The organism is Oceaniglobus roseus (assembly GCF_002869745.1).
Lineage (GTDB): Bacteria > Pseudomonadota > Alphaproteobacteria > Rhodobacterales > Rhodobacteraceae > Oceaniglobus > Oceaniglobus roseus.
In genome coordinates this window covers 346,951-364,062 of the sequence record NZ_PNOS01000001.1, presented here as the reverse complement: position 1 = coordinate 364,062, position 17,112 = coordinate 346,951, and the positions used below count along the sequence as shown (strand labels likewise).

At 70.8% G+C, this 17,112-nt stretch carries 16 protein-coding genes; 8 read left to right on the top strand and 8 right to left on the bottom strand.

The genetic code is table 11. From position 1 onward, the window contains the following. The first annotated feature begins 5 nt into the window (after positions 1-5). Complete coding sequence (locus A7B20_RS01785) at positions 6-1,265, top strand: cytochrome P450 (RefSeq protein WP_102106820.1); 1,260 nt, start codon at positions 6-8, stop codon at positions 1,263-1,265. Positions 1,266-1,278: 13 nt separating this feature from the next. Here the strand turns inward: A7B20_RS01785 and A7B20_RS01780 are convergent, their stop codons facing one another. The 8 genes from A7B20_RS01780 to A7B20_RS01745 form a co-directional block, all read right to left on the bottom strand. Then, positions 1,279-1,719, bottom strand: coding sequence for a MarR family winged helix-turn-helix transcriptional regulator (locus A7B20_RS01780; RefSeq protein ID WP_102106819.1), 441 nt, complete (start codon positions 1,717-1,719; stop codon positions 1,279-1,281). 18 nt (positions 1,720-1,737) lie between these two features. After that, entirely contained in the window at positions 1,738-2,334 is a 597-nt protein-coding gene (locus A7B20_RS01775) for an amino acid synthesis family protein (protein ID WP_102106818.1), read from the bottom strand. A gap of 26 nt (positions 2,335-2,360) precedes the next feature. Continuing rightward, entirely contained in the window at positions 2,361-2,945 is a 585-nt protein-coding gene (locus A7B20_RS01770) for an amino acid synthesis family protein (RefSeq protein ID WP_102106817.1), read from the bottom strand. After that, positions 2,938-3,759, bottom strand: a complete 822-nt coding sequence (locus A7B20_RS01765) for a hypothetical protein (RefSeq protein ID WP_102106816.1) — start codon at positions 3,757-3,759, stop codon at positions 2,938-2,940. Before A7B20_RS01765 ends, A7B20_RS01770 begins: the two co-directional genes overlap by 8 nt. Continuing rightward, entirely contained in the window at positions 3,756-5,171 is a 1,416-nt protein-coding gene (locus tag A7B20_RS01760; protein ID WP_102106815.1) for a 6-hydroxynicotinate reductase, read from the bottom strand. The genes A7B20_RS01765 and A7B20_RS01760 overlap by 4 nt, the downstream gene beginning before the upstream one ends. Next, entirely contained in the window at positions 5,168-7,903 is a 2,736-nt protein-coding gene (locus A7B20_RS01755) for a molybdopterin-dependent oxidoreductase (protein ID WP_102106814.1), read from the bottom strand. The genes A7B20_RS01760 and A7B20_RS01755 overlap by 4 nt, the downstream gene beginning before the upstream one ends. After that, positions 7,896-8,729, bottom strand: coding sequence for an FAD binding domain-containing protein (locus A7B20_RS01750; RefSeq protein ID WP_102106813.1), 834 nt, complete (start codon positions 8,727-8,729; stop codon positions 7,896-7,898). The genes A7B20_RS01755 and A7B20_RS01750 overlap by 8 nt, the downstream gene beginning before the upstream one ends. Positions 8,730-8,810: 81 nt before the next feature. Then, positions 8,811-9,608: a copper chaperone PCu(A)C gene (locus A7B20_RS01745; RefSeq protein WP_102106812.1), complete on the bottom strand. Its 798-nt coding sequence runs from the start codon at positions 9,606-9,608 to the stop codon at positions 8,811-8,813. A gap of 86 nt (positions 9,609-9,694) precedes the next feature. Between A7B20_RS01745 and A7B20_RS01740 the strand changes: the two genes are divergently transcribed. The 7 genes from A7B20_RS01740 to A7B20_RS01710 all read left to right on the top strand — a co-directional run bounded on the left by A7B20_RS01740 (position 9,695) and on the right by A7B20_RS01710 (position 17,085). After that, on the top strand, positions 9,695-11,053 hold the full coding sequence (locus A7B20_RS01740; RefSeq protein WP_102106811.1) for a hypothetical protein: 1,359 nt from the start codon (positions 9,695-9,697) through the stop codon (positions 11,051-11,053). 98 nt (positions 11,054-11,151) lie between these two features. Then, on the top strand, positions 11,152-12,447 hold the full coding sequence (locus tag A7B20_RS01735; protein WP_102106810.1) for an ABC transporter substrate-binding protein: 1,296 nt from the start codon (positions 11,152-11,154) through the stop codon (positions 12,445-12,447). Between the two features lie 168 nt (positions 12,448-12,615). Next, positions 12,616-13,542 (top strand): branched-chain amino acid ABC transporter permease, encoded by a 927-nt coding sequence (locus A7B20_RS01730; protein WP_102106809.1) that lies wholly within the window; start codon positions 12,616-12,618, stop codon positions 13,540-13,542. After that, a complete protein-coding gene (locus tag A7B20_RS01725) occupies positions 13,539-14,477 on the top strand; it encodes a branched-chain amino acid ABC transporter permease (RefSeq protein WP_102106808.1) in 939 nt (312 codons plus the stop codon). The genes A7B20_RS01730 and A7B20_RS01725 overlap by 4 nt, the downstream gene beginning before the upstream one ends. Further along, on the top strand, positions 14,474-15,184 hold the full coding sequence (locus A7B20_RS01720; protein WP_102106852.1) for an ABC transporter ATP-binding protein: 711 nt from the start codon (positions 14,474-14,476) through the stop codon (positions 15,182-15,184). Before A7B20_RS01725 ends, A7B20_RS01720 begins: the two co-directional genes overlap by 4 nt. Then, complete coding sequence (locus tag A7B20_RS01715) at positions 15,177-15,872, top strand: ABC transporter ATP-binding protein (protein ID WP_102106807.1); 696 nt, start codon at positions 15,177-15,179, stop codon at positions 15,870-15,872. The genes A7B20_RS01720 and A7B20_RS01715 overlap by 8 nt, the downstream gene beginning before the upstream one ends. A 16-nt stretch (positions 15,873-15,888) precedes the next feature. Beyond that, positions 15,889-17,085, top strand: a complete 1,197-nt coding sequence (locus A7B20_RS01710; RefSeq protein ID WP_102106806.1) for an amidohydrolase family protein — start codon at positions 15,889-15,891, stop codon at positions 17,083-17,085. The last annotated feature ends 27 nt before the right edge of the window (positions 17,086-17,112 follow it).

The window sequence follows — 17,112 nt, the reverse complement described above, 5'->3', positions numbered from 1 at the left end:
CGCCCATGACCTCTGCCGCCCCCGACCCCCATGCCCCAGATCCCCATACCCTCGACGCAGCGCTCGGCCTGTACCGCGATCCCTACGGCTGGATCGGCGGCACGGCCCGGGATCTCGGCACCGAGATCTTCGAGGCGCGGCTGCTGCTGACCCGGACCACCTTCGTCACCGGCCCCGAGGCGGCGCGGTTCTTCTACGGGCCGGACCTGCAACGCGACGGCGCGGCGCCGGGGTTCCTTGAGAAGGGGCTGTTCGGCGAAGGCGGCGTGCAGGGGCTGGACGGCGAGGCGCACCGGCGGCGCAAGCGCATGTTCCTCGATCTTGTCGGCCCCTCCCGCGTCGAGGGACTGATCGCCCATGTCCGGCGGGAACTCGACGATCTGGCGGGGCGCGCGCCGGGCCTCTGCGTCGTGCAGGACGAGATGGAACGCCTGCTGACGAAGGCGGTCTGCGCCTGGGCCGACGTGCCGCTCCCGCCCGAGGAGATCGCCGAGCGGGCCGAGACGCTGTCGGACCTGTTCGAGCACGCCGCGCCCACGGGTCTGGGCCACCTGAAGGCGCGCCGCGCCAGGACCGAGGCCGACGCCTGGATCCGCGGCCTGGTCGAGGCCGTCCGCCGGGGCGAGCTTGCCCCCGCCGAAGGCTCGGCGCTTGCCGTCGTCTCCGCCGCCCAGGATGCGGAGGGCGGCCTGCTGCCGCCGAAGGTGGCCGCGGTCGAGCTGCTGAACATCCTGCGGCCCACCGTCGCCATCTCGGCCTTCGTCACCTTCGCCGCCCATGCGCTGCACCACCACCCGCAGCACGCCGCGGCGCTGGCGGAGGACGACGAGGCGGCAAGGTCCTTCGTGCAGGAGGTCCGGCGCCACTACCCGTTCTTCCCGGCCGCCGCCGCCCTCACCCGGCGCGACACGACGTTCGCGGGGGTGGCCATTCCGGAAGGCCGCCGGGTGCTTCTGGACCTCTACGGAACCAACCACGATCCCGCGACCTGGGACAGCCCCGGGACGTTCCGCCCGGACCGCTTCCGCGACTGGCCGGGCGATCCGTTCACGCTGATCCCCCAGGGCGGCGGCGATCACGCGACCGGACACCGCTGCCCCGGCGAGTGGTTCACCATCGCGGTGATGGAGGAGACCCTGAAATGGCTCGTCCGCGACGTGACCTTCGAGGTGCCCGAGCAGGCGCTGGCGCTCGACATGCAAAGCCTGCCCGCCCTGCCCGAAAGCCGGATGGCGCTCCACAACATCCGCAGAAGACGGGCCTGACCCCGCGTCCGGCCTAGACCAGCTTGCGCAGCAGGGCGAGGAAGCTGACGCGCTCTTCCTCGGTCAGAGGCTCCAGCGTCTCGTCGGTGATCCGGTGGCCCGCGGCGTGCAGGGCGGGGATCATGGCCTCGCTTTGCGGGGTGAGCGAGATCAGCGTGCGCCGCCGGTCGCCGGGATAGGAGGTCAGCTTGACGAAGCCCTTCGCCTTCAGCCGGTCGATGACACCCTTGATCGTGGCCACGTCCATCGCAGTCGCGCGGCCCAGCTCGTTCTGCGAACAGGGGCCGGTCTGGTGCAGCCGCACGAGGGTGGAGAACTGCGTGGGCGTCAGGCCATCGGGCGAGGCGGCCTGGAAGATGACCGCGTGGCGCTGGCTGACCTGGCGCAGGATGTATCCCACCTGGTCGTCCAGCACATAGGTGCATTCCTTGCCGGTCGGGTCGTCCTTCTCCAAGCCCTGTCCTTTCGCTGCTCAGCGCAATCCGTCGCGGCCCTCGGCCGCCTCGTGGGTCAGGCCGCCGACCCGCGGCAGCGGTCGGCCGCTGTCGGTGACGGCGACGGCCACCATGATCTCGTTCGCGCGCGGGGCGTCGTTCAGGCGCACCTCGCTCCCGTCGAAGTGGCTGCGGACATAGGCCGCGTCCTTGTGGCCGAGGGGCACGTCCAGCACCTGCCCCGGCCCGCCCATCTTCTTCGACGAGGGGACCAGCGCCGCGCCCTTTTCCACCGCGGCGCGCAGGGGCGCGCCGAGCTTCGGGTGCAAAATCGCCGCGGCGTGCTCCAGCTCGCCGTTCTCGCCCACCATCGCCGCCTTGCCATAGCTCTGCGCCTGCGCCGGTGCGATGCCGAGCGCGGCGACGCAGCGCTGCCCGAGGAGGCCGCCGAGTTCGGCGCCGATGTCCATGAGCGGCGTCAGATCCTCGGCAAAGCTGCCCGCGAAGGGGTTGGCGATGACCGCCACGGCGACGGCCTTGCGGGTGGGCGGATCGACGGGGCGGCCCATCTCGGTCCGCGTCTCCTCGACGAAGACGGCGATCTTGCGGATGGAAGCCTTGCCGGTGTCGGCCATGGTGTCGGTCCTTTCGTCGTCGGGGCTCAGCGCAGCCCGTCCTCGCCCTTGATGTCGCCCGCGGCCAGTCCGCCGGAGCGATGGTGGATGCGGGGGCCGGTGGTCATCACCAGGATGAAGGCCAGTTCGTCGGCCCGAGGCGCATCGTTGATGCCGACCTCGATGCTGTCGAAGTGGCTGCGGACATAGGACGCGTCGATGTGGGTCACCGGCACGTCGAGCCGCGTGCCCGGTCCGCCCACCTTCTTCGCCGAGGGCACGATGGCCTTGGCGCCGCCCAGCACCTCGCGCATGGAATAGCCGCCCGGGGCGTGCCAGAGCGCGCCGTGCTCCAGCTCGCCCCCCGCGCCGACGATGGAGCCCTTGCCGTAGCCCTCGACCGTCTTCGGATCGCCGCCGAGGGCGTCGAGCAGGCGGCGCGCCATGTCGAGGCCGAGGGGTTTCAGGTCTTCCATGAAGGGCTGGATGTCCTCGACGTATTTTCCCGCGAAGGGGTTGGCGATGACGGCCATGATCGCGCCGCGCTTCAGGGGCGTCGCGGGGGCGGGGCCGAACTCGTGGAAGATCTCCTCGACCGAGGTGACGATCTTGCGGATGACGACGTCAGCCATGGGCGGATTCCTTCGCTTCGATATGGTGCCTTGCGCCGACGGTGCGGGACTGTCCCCGCAGGAACAGCGCGGCGGCGGCGATGTGCCCCTCTGCCTGCATCTTCTGCGCACGGGCGGCGCCGCGGTCCAGCGCTTCCCTGACTTCCGCAGCGGAAAGCGCCCCGAGGCCGGTGACGACGGGGCGGCTGCCGAGGTCGCTGTCGTCCTTCACCGTGTCGGCCGGGGCGCGGCGGATGGCGGGGTGGCCGGGCAGGTCGACGGCGTTGGCGATCAGCGTCGCGGCGGCGTCGGCCAGGGCGGCCGTGGACGCCAGGACGGTGACGGAGTCGGCGATGCCCATGGAGAGGGAGCGGCCGCCGCGCCCGCTGGTGGCGATGCCGCGCACGGGATCCCCGGCGGTCACGGCGATGCGGCCCCCGGCCATGGCAATGCGAAAGCTCTGCCCCTGGGCGAGGTGCAGCGCGATGTCGCCGCCGTTGTTGACCCAGGCGCGGAACAGGGGCGCGGCGGCGGTCATGGCGGCCAGCACCTCCTCCGCGACGGCGCCGGCCACGGCGGCCATGGGCGTCGCCTGACCGGGGAAGCGGTTCACGGCCTGCCACATGCGGCGCGCGACGGGGCCTTCGGGGCGGGGGCCGTCCCAGGCGCGCAGCAGGGCGTTCTCGGCCATCAGTTCCTCGAGCAGGCCGTCGAAGCGGGCGGTGGCGGCAGCGAAGGCGGCATCGCGCGCGCCGTCCGCACCGAGGATCAGGTCGATGGGGCCGTGCTGGAGGTGCAGGCGGTCTCCCGGCAGGCGCGCGGCGCAGACGGTCATGACGCGCGCTTCCCGGGCACCCGGCGCACCGAGGCGGTCACGACGTCGTCGACCGGGCGGATGCGGTCCATGTGACCGCCCATGGCCCTGTAGTCCTCGCGCCGGAGCGTGAACTCGATGGGGGCGACGAGGGCCGGGGTGGGGACGTATCCGAAGGCGTTGGACGGCATGTCCATCACGTCGGCCATCACCGTGATGCCGCCGCCCGGCCAGACATAGCCCGCGGCGCCGCCGACCGTGACCTTCGTCAACGTCTCCTTCACCGACCGGGTCAGGCCCACCGGGTTCTCGGTCACGCCCGCGCGCAGCGATCCGCCGGCCCCGCCCATGAACAGCACCGAGCAGAGCGAGGGTTCGCAGTTGTCGGCGATGCGCTCGGCAATCGCGCGCACGGCGTCGGGGATCGGGGCGGGTCTGGGGGTGAGGTCGGCGGCGAGCTCGAAATATCCCCACTGTTCGCCGGTGGTGGAGATCATCAGAAGCCGCAGGCCGGGCCATGCCACCTTGGGATCCACCGACTTGATGATCGTCAGCGGATCCTCGACATCCGTGCCGCCCCAGCCGGTGCCGGGGTTCGCCACCTGGAAATAGCGCCCTGGGGTCGAGCGGCGGCCGGTCACGCGGATGCCCGCGGGCCTCATCCCCAGCTGCTTGCCCGCCTCGTGTTCCGTCAGCACCCCGGTGATGTGGTCGTCGACGACGATCACCTCGTCCAGCAGCGGCGCCCACTGGCGGGCGAACATGCCGATGGTGGCCGAGCCGCAGCCGACGCGCATCAGCTTCTCGGGCACGCCGTTGATGATCGGCGCGCGGCCCGCCTGCACCACCAGCGTCACGCCGTCGTCGATGGTCATCTCGACCGGTTCGCGGTTGCAGAGCGCCATCAGCGCGTCGCAGGTGACGCGGCCCTCCTTCTTCGAGCCGCCGGTCAGGTGGTCGACCCCGCCGAGGCTCAGCATCTTCGAGCCGTATTCGCCGGTGGTGACGTGGCCGATGGGCTCTCCCTCGACGCGGACCACCGCCCGTTCCTCGCCGATGTGGCGGTCGGTGTCGATCTTCACCTTGACGCCGCAGTACGAGAAGATGCCCTCGGTGACGACGGTGATCATGTCGACGCCGTCGATCATCTGGCTGACGATGAAGGGCGCGGGCTTGTAGTCGGGATAGGTGGTGCCGGCGCCGATGGCGGTGACGAAGGGGCGGTCGGGCTTCAGGATGTCGCCGTCCCATTCCTCGGGCGGCACGTCGGACAGGAAGGGCACGGCCGGGGCGCCGGATTCGATCACGGTGAGGGGATCGAGGCGCACCAGTTCGCCGCCGTGGTTGGCGTAGCGGTCGCAGGCGCCCGAGCGGCCGTCGGAGATGTAGCACATCACCGGGCAGGCGTCGCAGCGGATCTTGTCCTCGCTCATGTTGCCCCTCCCGCGGCCTCCAGCGCCGCCTTCACGCGGGACGGCGTTGCGGGCACCTCGCGTATACGAACGCCGGTGGCATTCCGGATCGCATTCAGGAGCGCCGGGGCGGTCGGGATCAGCGCATGCTCCCCCAGGCCCTTGGCGCCGAAGGGGCCGTGGGCGTCGGGCACCTCGACGATCAGGGTGTCGATCGGGGGCACGTCGCCGATGGTCGGGATCAGGTAGTCGTGCAGGTTCTCGGTCCGGCCCGGCAGGTATTCCTCCATCAGCGCCATGCCCAGACCTTGCGCGATCCCGCCCTCCACCTGCCCTTCGACCAGCAGCGGGTTGATCGCCCGGCCGACATCGTGGGCGGCGGTGAAGCGGAGCGGCTTCACGGTGCCAAGCGTCAGGTCAACCTCGACCACGGCCAGGTGCGCCGCATAGCCGAACTGGGCATAGGGATGGCCCTGGCCGTTCGCGTCGAGCGGTTTCGTGGGCGGGTCATAGGTCTCCTCGGCCCGCAGCACATAGCCCTCGGCGTCGGGCGTCATCCGGTCCAGCGCGATGTCGTGGCGCTGCACCTCGTGGGTGACGTGGAGGCCGTCGCCATCCAGCGCGATCGCCGCCGTTTCGGGTGCGTTGCAGAGCTTCAGGATCTCGCGCCGCAACGCCTCCCCCGCCAGCTTCGCGGCGGCGCCGGTGACGAAGGTCTGGCGACTGGCCGAGGTCTTGCCCGCGTCGGGGGTCACGTCGGTGTCGGGGCCGACCAGCGAGACCTGGGCAAGCGGCAGTCCCAGCGCCTCGGCGAAGATCTGGGCGATGACGGTGTTGGCGCCCTGGCCGATGTCCATCGCGCCCTGGTGCAGCACCAGCCGCGCGTCGGGCGTGATCCCCGCCTTGATGGTCGAGGGGTTCGGCAGCGAGGTGTTGCCGCAGCCGTACCAGCCCCCCGCGATCCCCGCGCCGCGCTTCACCGTCGCGGAGGCGGCGTTGAAGGCGGCGCAGTCGGCCCTGGCCTTCTCCCACGCCGGGCGCAGCGCGTCGAAGCAGGCGGCGATGCCGACGCCCTGCTCGAACACCTGTCCACAGACCGTGGGCTCGCCGTCGCGCAGCGCGTTCAGGGCGCGGAAGTCGAGGGGGTCCATGCCCAGCGCCTCGGCCAGGTCGTCGAACAGCGATTCCTGCGCGATGGCCGACTGCGGCACGCCGAAGCCGCGGAACGCACCTGAGGAAGGGTTGTGGGTGTGGATGCCCCGCGCCGCGGCCCGGTAGTCGGCGATGCGGTAGGGGCCCGAGGCGTGGACCGGCACGCGGTTCGCCACGGTGGGGCCCCAGCTGGCATAGGCGCCGGTGTTGAAATCGCCGCGGAAGTCCATGCCGCAAAGCCTGCCGTCCTTCGTCGCGCCGATCCTCACGGTCAGGTCGGAGGGATGGCGCTTGGTGGTCGACTGCATGGATTCGGTCCGCGAATAGGTGATGCGCACCGGCCTGCCCGTCTTCAGCGCCGCGAGCGCGAGGAACGGCTGCACCGACAGGTCGAGCTTGGAGCCGAAGCCGCCGCCGACCGCCGTCGGGACGATGCGGATGCGCTCCTTCGGCCAGCCGAGGATCTGGGCCAGCCCCTCCTGGTCCATCACCGGCGCCTGGGTGCAGGCGTGGACCTCCAGCCGCTCGCCCACCAAGCGGGCGAAGCCGGCCTCGGGTTCGATATAGGCATGCTCGACGAAGCCGCTCCGGAACCGCCCCTCGGCCACGACGTCGGCGCGGGACAGGGCGGCGGCGGCATCGCCACGGGCGACGAAGCCGGAGGTCATCACGTTGCTCTTCCGGGTCTCGTGCAGCAGCGGCGCGCCTTTCGCCAGTGCCTCCTCCACCGACAGCACCGCTTCGCGCGGCTCCCATGTCACGGGGAAGTCGGCGGGGTCGAAGGTGGCCATGGCCTCGGGCGTGCCGACGACAGCGGCCACGGCCTCGCCCCGGTGGCGGGCGACGGATTCGGCGAAGACGGGCTGGTCGACAAAGGCCGGGATCACCCCGAAGGCGTTCAGGCCGGGGACGTCGGCCGCGGTGAGGATGGCGGCGATGCCGGGGCGGCGTTCCAGCGCGGCGAGGTCGCCGAAGCTGAAGGCGGCATGGGGATGGGGCGAGCGGATCACGCGGATTACCAGCGTGTCGGGATCGGCGATGTCGTCGCCGAAGCGTTCCCGCCCCTCGACCTTGGCGGGGCCGTCGAGGCGGCGGATCGTGTCGCCGACTTTCCCCTCGCCCATCCGCGGCGCGGCGGCGCCCACCACCGCGGCGACGATCTTGCGATAGCCGGTGCAGCGGCACAGGACGCCGCCCAGCGCGTCCTGCGCCTGCGCCTCGGTCGGCGCGGGGGTCTCGCGCAGGAGGGCGACGGCCGAGACCACCATCCCCGGCGTGCAGATGCCGCACTGGGCCGCCTGGTGGTCCTGGAAGGACCGCATCAGCCGCTGCCCCTCGGGCGTCTCCAGCAGGCCGGTGAGGGTATCCACCTCCCGTCCCGCCGCCTGTTGGGCGGGCATCAGGCAGGCGCAGACCGGCACGCCGTCGACCAGGACGGTGCAGGCGCCGCAATCCCCGGCGTTGCAGCCGACCTTGACCTCGCGCGCCCCCAGCCGTTCGCGCAGGGTGTGGGACAGCCGTTCGCCCGGCAGCGGCGCGGCCTCGACGATGCGGCCGTTGAGGTGGAAGGCGGTGAGCGGGCTGGAGGTGCGCTTATCCATGGAGGGCCTTCCTCAGCGCGCGGTCGCAGAGCTCGGCTACCGCGGCGCGGCGGTAGTCGGCCGAGCCGCGCACGTCGCCGATGGGCTGGAGGGGCGCGAGGTGATCGGGCGTCGTGACGGCGCCCAGCGCCTCGGGCGCAAGGCCGGTGAGCGCGGCTTCAAGCGCGGGCAGGCGCCGCGCCACCGGCGAGGCGGCGCCGACGGCGATCCGCGCGCCCGCGATGCGCCCGTCGCGGCACCAGAGAACGGCCGAGACCATGACGATGGAAATGACGAGGTAGCGGCGGCTGCCGAGCTTCAGGAAGGACGATCGCGCGCCCTCCGGCTGGACGGGAATGTGCAGCGCCGACAGGATCTCGCCGGGGCGCAGCGCGGTCTGCCGCACGCCGGTGACGAAGTCGGCCAGCGGCAGGCGGCGGGTCCCGTCGCGCGACGCCAGTTCGACCTCGGCGTCGAGCGCCAGCAGCGCCGGAATGCCGTCGGCGGCGGGAGAGGCGTTGCAGAGGTTGCCCGCCAGTGTTCCGGCGGCCTGGATCTGGACCGAGCCGACCTCGCGCGCCGCCGCCTTCAGCCCGTCGAAGCAGGGGGGCAGGTCGGTCTTCAGGATCTCGCGCCAGGTGACGGCGCCGCCGATGCGCCAGCCGCCATCCCGCGCGGCGATGCCCTTCATCTCGGCCACGCGGGTCAGGTCGATCAGCCCGCCCCGGAGCGGCCGGTCGCCGAGCGCGGGAAAGACGTCGGTGCCCCCGGCCACCAGCCGCATAGGCCCCGGATCGGCCAGCGCCGACAAGGCCTGTTCCAGCGTTTCGGGTGCGAGATAGCTCAAGGCGCCTCCGCAGGATCGTTCGTGCACATGCGAACTAGAGAACCGGAACCCGATCCTGTCAATCGCAAAACCCTACCTCCTTCAGCCATGGGTTGCGCCGGATGGGACGGCGAAGGAGACCCGGGCCTCCACCGGTCGGTCCTCGACGACATAGGCCCGGTGATCGTTGGTGTTCAGCGTGACCGAGGCGACGTAGTCGCCCGGCGGCAGCTGCCCGATGCGTGCTTCGGGGGCGTACATGCGCTGAAGCTTCAGGCCGTTGAGATACAGGTGCCCGTGGCCCTGCCCCGGATAGTGCCCCAGCGTCCGGTCCGGCGACGTGAAGGTGAAGTCCTCGGCCGCGACGGCGAGGTGCCATCCCCCGTCCGCCGGCGTCACCGAGAGCGTCAGCCGCGGCGCGGGTTCGCCGGGGCCCGTCGTGCAGATGCCGCCGAGGGAGAGCAGGCCGAGGTCCGCGGCGCCGCCGGGCCGGAACGGCGCCCCGGCGGTGGCGCGGGTGGTGACGCGGCCCGCGGTCTCGAAGCTGAGGGTCAGGGGCAGGACCTGCCCCTCGGCCAGCCCGCCGCGCAACCGCGCCCGAAGGTGCGCGCCGTCCGCGGCCAGGACCGGCGTGCTCCCCGCAGGCAGCACGAGGGCGCCGTCCGAGATGATGCGGACCTCGTCCGCTCCGACAAGCGTGGCCGACAGAAGACGGTCGGGTCCGAGGGCGGCAGCGAGCTGCGCGAAGATCAGCGTTTCGTCCGGCGCGCCCTCGACCGGGACGGCCTGCGCGTCGCGGATGCTGACGGCGGCCCGGGCGCGTGTGGCAGACCAGACGCCCGCGCCGCCCAGCGCGGCGGCGAGCCCGGTGAAAACCACGGTGCGGCGGCGCAGGGACATTGACGGCTCCGGCGGCTGTGTCTCAACTCCGCAGCATGTCCAGACCGCGCCCCCCCGTCAATTCGCTGTGCCTCGCGTGCCTCCTTTTGGCCCTTCTGCCCGGGGCGGCGCTGGCCCATGCGGCGCAGTCGGGCTTCGTGCTGCTGCTGCCCACCGGCATCTACATCGCCGCGGGCTGCGCCACGGTGGCCGCGACGGCGCTGATCGTCGCGCTGCTGCCGGGCGGCGCGCTTTCGGCGCTGTTCCGGCCGCATTGCCTTTTCCCCCTGCCCGACCTCGGGGCGGCGCGGACGGTGACGAGCCTCGCATCGCTGGCGCTGCTGGGGCTGCTGGTCGTCGCGGGCTTCCTCGGGCCGCACGATCCGCTGTCCAATCCCCTGCCGCTGGCCATCTGGACGCTGTGGTGGATCGGGCTGGTTTCGGCGCAGGGAGTGCTGGGCAACCTCTGGGCCTGGGTCAGCCCGTGGAACGGCGCGGCGCGGCTGATGGCGGGGGGCGGCGCGCGGCTGCCGGAAGGGCTGGGACAGTGGCCCGCGGTGGTGCTGTTCCTGCTGGCGATGGCCTTCGCGCTGGCCGATCCCGCCCCGGATGCGCCGGACCGGCTGGCGACGGTCGTTCTGGGCTATGCCCTGCTGACGCTGGCGGGCGTGGCGCTGTTCGGGGCCGAGTGGCTGGCACGGGCGGAATGCTTCACCGTGCTGCTGCGCTGGTTCGCGCGGCTCGCCCCGGTGCAGCTGGAGCGGGAGGCGCGGCTGGGCCTGCCGGGCTGGCGGGCGCTGGAGACTCCCGTTCCCGCGACCTCGGGCGCGGTGTTCCTGCTGGTGCTGCTGGGGACGGGCAGCTTCGACGGGCTGAACGACACCTTCTGGTGGCTCGCCCGCATCGGGATCAACCCGCTGGCCTTCCCGGGCCGCTCCGAGATCGTCGGACCGACGGTCGCGGGCCTGCTTGCCGTCAATGGCTGCCTCGTCGCGGCGTTCTGGGGCTGCACGACGCTCGGCTGCCTGCTGGTGCGCCGCTTCGCGCCCGAATCGGGGCGGGTGTCCTTCGGCACGGCGTTCCGCAGCCTCGCCGTGTCGATCCTGCCGATCGCCTTCGGCTACCACGTTGCCCATTTTCTGACCACGTTCCTGGTCAACGGCCAGTATGCCCTGATCGCCCTCGGCGATCCGCTGGCGACCGGGGCCGACCTGCTGGGGCTCGGACAGTTCTACGTCACCACCGGCTTCTTCAACACCCGCGACACGGTGCGGGTCATTTTCCTGAGCCAGGCGGGCGCCATCGTCCTTGCCCATGTGCTGGGGGTGCTGATGGCACACCGGATCTCGCACGACCTGTTTCCGGGGCGGCGGGCGGCGCTGCTGGGGCAGATCCCGCTTGCGCTGTTCATGGTGGCCTATACGCTTCTGGGACTGTGGCTGCTCGCCGCCCCGCGGGGGGTGTGACCGGGTCGGCCGATACAAAAGACTGGACAGGTCGTTGGCGTACATACAACCTTGATCCGGTGACAGGCGCGGCCCAGCCGCCGACACGGAGGTTCGACATGACCCGCAAGAGACTGCTGACTCCCGACTATTCCCGCCGCTCGGCGCTGAAGACCCTCGGCCTTGGCGCCGGGGCCCTGGCGGCCACGACGGCCCTGCCCCGCTTCGTGCAGGCGCAGAGCTCGGCGCCGATCCGCATCGGCTTCCAGGTGCACCGCACCGGCATCGGCGCCTCCTACGGCCGCTGGTACGACCGCACGACCCAGGCGGCGGTGAAGCGGATCAACGACGCGGGCGGCATCAACGGACGCCCGGTGGAGATCGTGGCCGAGGACGACGGCACCGACGCCAAGCGCGGCGCCGAGGTGGTCGAGAAGTTCGCGACGCAGCTGAACTGCGACATCGGCTTCGGCACCCTGTTCTCCCACGTCGTGATCGGCTCGGCGCCGCGGGCGGGCGAGCTGAAGCTGCCCTATTTCGTGGTATCCGAGGGGCATCACGTCGCCTCCGGCATGCTGAACCGCTACACCCTGCAGCCCGGCATCACCGACGTGAAGAGCCAGGTGCAGGCGATGGCGCCGTTCGTGGCGAACAATCTCGGCAAGAAGGTCACGATGATCTTCCCCGACTTCGCCTTCGGCCACGACCACCGCGACTATTTCTCGAAGGCGATCGCCGAGCAGGGCGGCGAGGTGGTGGCGATGATCGCCATTCCGCCGACCGAGACCTCGTTCACCAAGTATTTCCCGCAGATCCCGCGGGAGACCGAGGTGGTCTATCACGTCATGGTCGGCCCGGCCGTCCTGACCTTCGTGAAGGAACTGGGCGAGTTCTTCGGACCCTCCCGCCCCGAGCTTTTCGGCTTCATAGATTCACTCGAGGCGGTGGACATCACCTCGCCCGGGCTCGAGTTCCTGGAAGGCACGTATTTCTGGGAGGGCAACCCGCGCTATGCCCAGGAGAACCAGAGCGAGTACGACAAGGCCTATCGCGAGGCCGTGGGGGTGGATGCCAACGGCGCCTCGGTGTCCGATGCCAAGGACGTGTCGACCTATGCCCACATGTTCGGCTGCTGGGAGACGCTCAACATCATCAAGGCCGGGATGGAGGCCGCCGATTACCAGGGCCCCGACCAGCGGGCCGCGCTGATCGAGGCCGTGGAGGCGATGACCGAAATGCCCGAGGGGATGGACCATCCCCAGGGGCCGAAGGTGTTCAACGGCAAGACCCACCAGGTGTTCGGCGTCCAGTACATCAGCCAGGTGAAGGACGGAAAGCTGGTGCTGGCGCACACCACCAGCATCGACGACACGCTCTACCCGGACGAGGTGGACTACACGACGCAATCGTTCTGAACCGGCGGCGACGGGTGGAAAGGCAGCGTCCGGCCGTGAGGGGTTCCAGCTGGAAGGAGGAGCATGTCCGTTCCGTCTTCCGCCCGGAAAATTCCCGCCGGGGGCCTCCTCACCCGCCGCCCGCGGTGACGGTCGGAGCAGGACGCCGAGCGAGGATCTGACGGCAGCATGGAATTCGGGCCCCACCTGATGCTCGCCACGCTGGAAGGCGCGGTGACGGCGGCGATCCTCGCGCTGACGGCCATGGGGCTGTCGGTCGTCTTCGGCGTGATGCGGGTGGTGAACGTCGCCCATGGCGAATTCTACATGCTCGGCGCCGTGATCGCCTGGTTCGTGGCCTCGACGCTCGGGGCGCATCCGGCCGTGGGCTTCGTCGCGGCGCTGGTGATCGCGCCACTGCTCGTCGGGTCGCTCGCGGCGCTGGCGGACGTGCTGATCCTCCAGCGGATCTCCTACGATCCCGAGCGGACCATCGTGGCGACGATCGGGCTGCTCTACATCATCCAGCAGACGACGCTGATGACCTTCGGGCCCGACGCGCGTCCGGTGGAGGCGCCGTTCAACAGCCGGATCGCCCTGCCGTGGTTCGAGTTCGGGGACGGCGGCTTCGCGCTCTACTGGCCCTGGGGGCTGTCGATCACCTCGTACAAGCTGTTCGTCATCGCCGCCGCGGTGGTGATCCTCGCCGCGCTGTGGCTGCTGATGACGCGGACCAAGGCGGGGCTGGTGATGCGGGCGACGCAGCAAGACAGCGCCATGGCGCAGGCCTTCGGCATCCCGGTGGCACGGGTCTATGCGCTGGTCTTCGGGCTGGGCGCGGCGCTGGCGGCTATGGGGGCGGTGCTGATCGTGCCGATCCAGCAAGCGCATTACCTGATGGGGGGCGATCCGCTGCTCCTCAGCTTCATCGTCGTCATCATCGGCGGGCTCGGCTCGCTGCCCGGCACGGTGATCGCGGCGGTGCTGATCGGGATGTCGGACGGGATCATCTCGGTCTTCTTCTCGCCGACCCTGGCGAAGATCCTCGCCACCCTCGCCGTCGCCATGGTGCTGGTGTTCCGCCCGCAGGGCCTGATGGGCAAGTCGGCCGCATGACGGGCAAGGACGCGGCCCTGCACCTCGGCGTGCTCGCGGTGCTGCTGGCGGCCTTCTTCGTGCTGCCGGAGTACCACTCGGGCAGCCTGGCCCGGATCATGGTGCTGGCGGTCTATGCCATGGGCTACAACCTCGCCTTCGGCTACACGGGCCTGCTGTCGCTGGGCCATGCGCTGTTCTTCGCGGCCGGCATGTACGGGCTGGCGCTGAGCATGCAGATCGGCGGCTGGCCCGCCCTGCCCGCCTTCCTGCTGGCGCTGGGGGCGGCGCTGGCGGTGGCAGGCGCCGTGGGGGTGCTGGCGCTGAGGACGCGGGGCGTCGGGTTCATGATCGTGACGCTGATGTTCGCGCAGGCGGGGTATCTGACCGTGCTCTACTTCGGCGCCTGGACCCGCGGGGACGAGGGGTTCGCCCTGCCGCAGGAGGTGCGGAACCTGTTCGGCCTCGACGTGACCACGCCCGCGGGGCGGTACTTCGCGGCGCTCGCGCTGTTCGCGGTGGTGCTGCTGGCGCTCGGCGCGCTGGTGCGGGCGCCGTTCGGGCGCACGCTGATCGCGATCCGCGAGAACGAGGCGCGGGCGGCGATGCTGGGCTATGACGTGCAGCGGCTGAAGTGGATCGCCTTCGTGGTCTCGGGTGTCGTTTCGGGCGCGGCGGGAGCGGCCTATGCGCTGCTGTTCGGCTATGCCGGGGCGACCTTCGCGGGCGTGCAGTATTCGATCTTCCCGCTGCTCTACGTGCTGCTCGGCGGCGCGGGGACGACGCTGGGACCGTTCGTGGGGGCGGTGTTCATGTTCTACCTGATCGACCTCTCCAGCGGGATCACCACCGCCTACATGCTGGTCGCGGGCTTGGCGCTGGTGCTGCTGACGCTGTTCCTGCCGCAGGGGATCCTCGGGACGTTGCGCAGGAGGGCGCTGCCGTGGCTGCCGTGATCCTGAGCACCCGCGGCCTGACCAAGACCTATGCCGGGGTGCAGGCGAACACCGACATCGACTTCGACCTGCCCGAGGGCGAGATCCGCGCGATCATCGGGCCGAACGGGGCCGGGAAATCGACCTTCGTGGGGATGCTCTGCGGGCGGATCCCGGCGACGCGGGGGAGCGTGACCTTCGCGGGGCGCGACATCTCGGCCCTGCCCGCCCACAGGCGGATCGCGCTCGGGATCGCCTACACGTTCCAGATCACCTCGGTCTTCGCGGGCCTCAGCGTGCACGAGAACGTGGCGCTCGCGGCGCGGCGGCGCCTGTCGTCCTCGGCCGAGACCGAGGCGAAGGTGGCCGAGGTGCTGGAGCGCGTCGGCCTTGCCGACCGTGCGGGGCAGATCGCGGGCGACCTCAGCTATGGCCACCAGCGGATCCTCGAGATCGGCATGGGGCTGGCACAGGCGCCGCGGCTGTTCATCCTCGACGAGCCGACGCAGGGGCTGGCCGAGACGGAGATCGCGGAGTTCAAGGACCTGATCCGCTCGCTCACCGGAACGACGATCCTGCTGATCGAACACAACATGGGTGTGGTGATGGAGACGGCGGACCGGATCACGGTGCTGAACTTCGGTCAGGTGCTGGCCGAGGGCACGCCCGACGAGATCCGCGCGAACCCGGAGGTGCAGGCGGCCTACCTCGGGACGGCCCATGCTTGAGGTGCAGGGGATCCATGCCGCCTATGGCCGGGTCAGGACGCTGTTCGGCGTGTCGATGACCGCGAAACCGGGCGAGATCACCTGCCTTCTGGGGCGCAACGGGGCCGGGAAGACGACGACCCTGCGCGCGATCACGGGGCTGCTGCCGGTCTCGGAGGGCACGATCACGCTCGACGGGGATGACTTGACGCGGCTGCCCGCGCACCGGATCGCGCAGAAGCGGGTGGGCTACATCCCGCAGGGGCGGCGGCTGTTCGCCGAACTGACCGTGGCCGAGAACATCGAGGTCGGGCTGATGGCCTGCGGCGAGGGCAGGGAGACGCGGGACTGGGTGCTGTCGATCTTCCCGCGGTTGCGCGAGCGGCTTTCCCAGCGGGCCGAGACGCTGTCGGGGGGCGAGCAGCAGATGCTGGCCACCGCGCGTGCGCTCTGCCTGCGCCCCCGGGTGCTGCTGCTGGACGAGCCGACGGAAGGGCTCCAGCCCTCGATGATCGAGGAGATCCGACAGGTGGTCCTGCGCATGAAGGCCGAAGGGCTGATCGTGGTGCTGGTCGAGCAACGGATGGATGCGATCCTGTCCATGGCCGACCGTGCCGTGTTCCTCGACCACGGGCAATCGCGCGAGGCGTTCATCGGCAACGCGCTGAGGGCCGATCCGTCCATCCTGACACGCCATCTGGGCGTCTGACCGAAGGAGAGATACCATGTCCGATCCCACCCCTGCCCCGTCCTCCGGCGCCCCCGAGAAGCTGGTGATCCGCAACATCGGCCTCCTGCTGTCGGGCCGGATCGAGCAGCCGATCCTGGACGCCGACTGCATCATTGCCGTGGGCGGAAAGATCAGCGAAATCGGGCGTTTCGCCGACATGGACTGCGCGGGGGCCGATACCACGGTGGACGCGAACGGCATCACGCTGGCGCCGGGGCTGATCGACAGCCACGTCCACCCGGTGATCGGCGACTACACCTCGCGCCAGCAGCAGCTGAACTGGATCGACTCGACCCTGCACGGCGGCGTCACGACGATGATCTCGGCGGGCGAGGTGCATGTGCCGGGCAGACCGAAGGACATTGTCGGGCTGAAGGCGATGGCGATCGCGTACCAGCGGTTCTACGACAATTTCCGCCCCTCCGGCGTGAAGGTCCACGCCGGCGCGCCGGTGATCGAGCACGGCATGGAAGAGCACGATTTCAAGGAACTGGCCGACGCGGGCGTGCGGCTGCTGGGGGAGATTGGGCTGGGGTCGGTGAAGGACGGAAAGACCGCGGCGCAGATGACCGGATGGGCGCGGAAGTACGGGATCCAGAGCACGATCCACACCGGGGGGCCGTCGATCCCGGGGTCGGGGCTGATCGACGCGGACATGGTGCTGGAGACCGGGACGGACGTTGTGGGCCACATCAACGGCGGGCATTCGGCGCTGCCGGACGACCAGATCAGGTGCCTCTGCGAGACCTGCAAGCAGGCGCTTGAGATCGTGCACAACGGCAACGAGCGGGCGGCGCTCCTGACCCTGAACACGGCGCGGGAGCTCGGGAAGCTCGACCAGCTGATCCTCGGCACGGACGGGCCCGCGGGGTCGGGGGTGCAACCCCTCGGGATCCTGCGGATGATCGCCATGCTCTCGGCGCTCGGCAACGTCCCGGCGGAGGTGGCGTTCTGCTTTGCCACCGGCAACACCGGGCGGCGGCGCAAGCTTGACACCGGGCTGATCGAGGTCGGCAGATGCGCGGACTTCGTGCTGATGGACCAGGCGCAGCATTCCGGCGGGAAGACGCTGCTCGAATCGGTGCAGCTCGGCAACCTGCCGGGGGTCGCCATGACCATCATCGACGGCAGGGTGACCTCGGGGCGGTCGCGCAACACGCCGCCGGCGGGGAAGATCGCCAGCGTGGTCTGAGGGCCGCCCGGGGGGTGTGCAGGGGCC

Excerpts from the sequence above, each read along its gene's own strand:
- A7B20_RS01785 (WP_102106820.1), top strand. The coding sequence starts at position 6 with ATGACCTCTGCCGCCCCCGACCCCCATGCCCCAGATCCCCATACCCTC.
- A7B20_RS01775 (WP_102106818.1), bottom strand. The coding sequence starts at position 2,334 with ATGGCCGACACCGGCAAGGCTTCCATCCGCAAGATCGCCGTCTTCGTC.
- A7B20_RS01770 (WP_102106817.1), bottom strand. The coding sequence starts at position 2,945 with ATGGCTGACGTCGTCATCCGCAAGATCGTCACCTCGGTCGAGGAGATC.
- A7B20_RS01765 (WP_102106816.1), bottom strand. The coding sequence starts at position 3,759 with ATGACCGTCTGCGCCGCGCGCCTGCCGGGAGACCGCCTGCACCTCCAG.
- A7B20_RS01760 (WP_102106815.1), bottom strand. The coding sequence starts at position 5,171 with ATGAGCGAGGACAAGATCCGCTGCGACGCCTGCCCGGTGATGTGCTAC.
- A7B20_RS01755 (WP_102106814.1), bottom strand. The coding sequence starts at position 7,903 with ATGGATAAGCGCACCTCCAGCCCGCTCACCGCCTTCCACCTCAACGGC.
- A7B20_RS01745 (WP_102106812.1), bottom strand. The coding sequence starts at position 9,608 with ATGTCCCTGCGCCGCCGCACCGTGGTTTTCACCGGGCTCGCCGCCGCG.
- A7B20_RS01735 (WP_102106810.1), top strand. The coding sequence starts at position 11,152 with ATGACCCGCAAGAGACTGCTGACTCCCGACTATTCCCGCCGCTCGGCG.
- A7B20_RS01730 (WP_102106809.1), top strand. The coding sequence starts at position 12,616 with ATGGAATTCGGGCCCCACCTGATGCTCGCCACGCTGGAAGGCGCGGTG.
- A7B20_RS01725 (WP_102106808.1), top strand. The coding sequence starts at position 13,539 with ATGACGGGCAAGGACGCGGCCCTGCACCTCGGCGTGCTCGCGGTGCTG.
- A7B20_RS01715 (WP_102106807.1), top strand. The coding sequence starts at position 15,177 with ATGCTTGAGGTGCAGGGGATCCATGCCGCCTATGGCCGGGTCAGGACG.
- A7B20_RS01710 (WP_102106806.1), top strand. The coding sequence starts at position 15,889 with ATGTCCGATCCCACCCCTGCCCCGTCCTCCGGCGCCCCCGAGAAGCTG.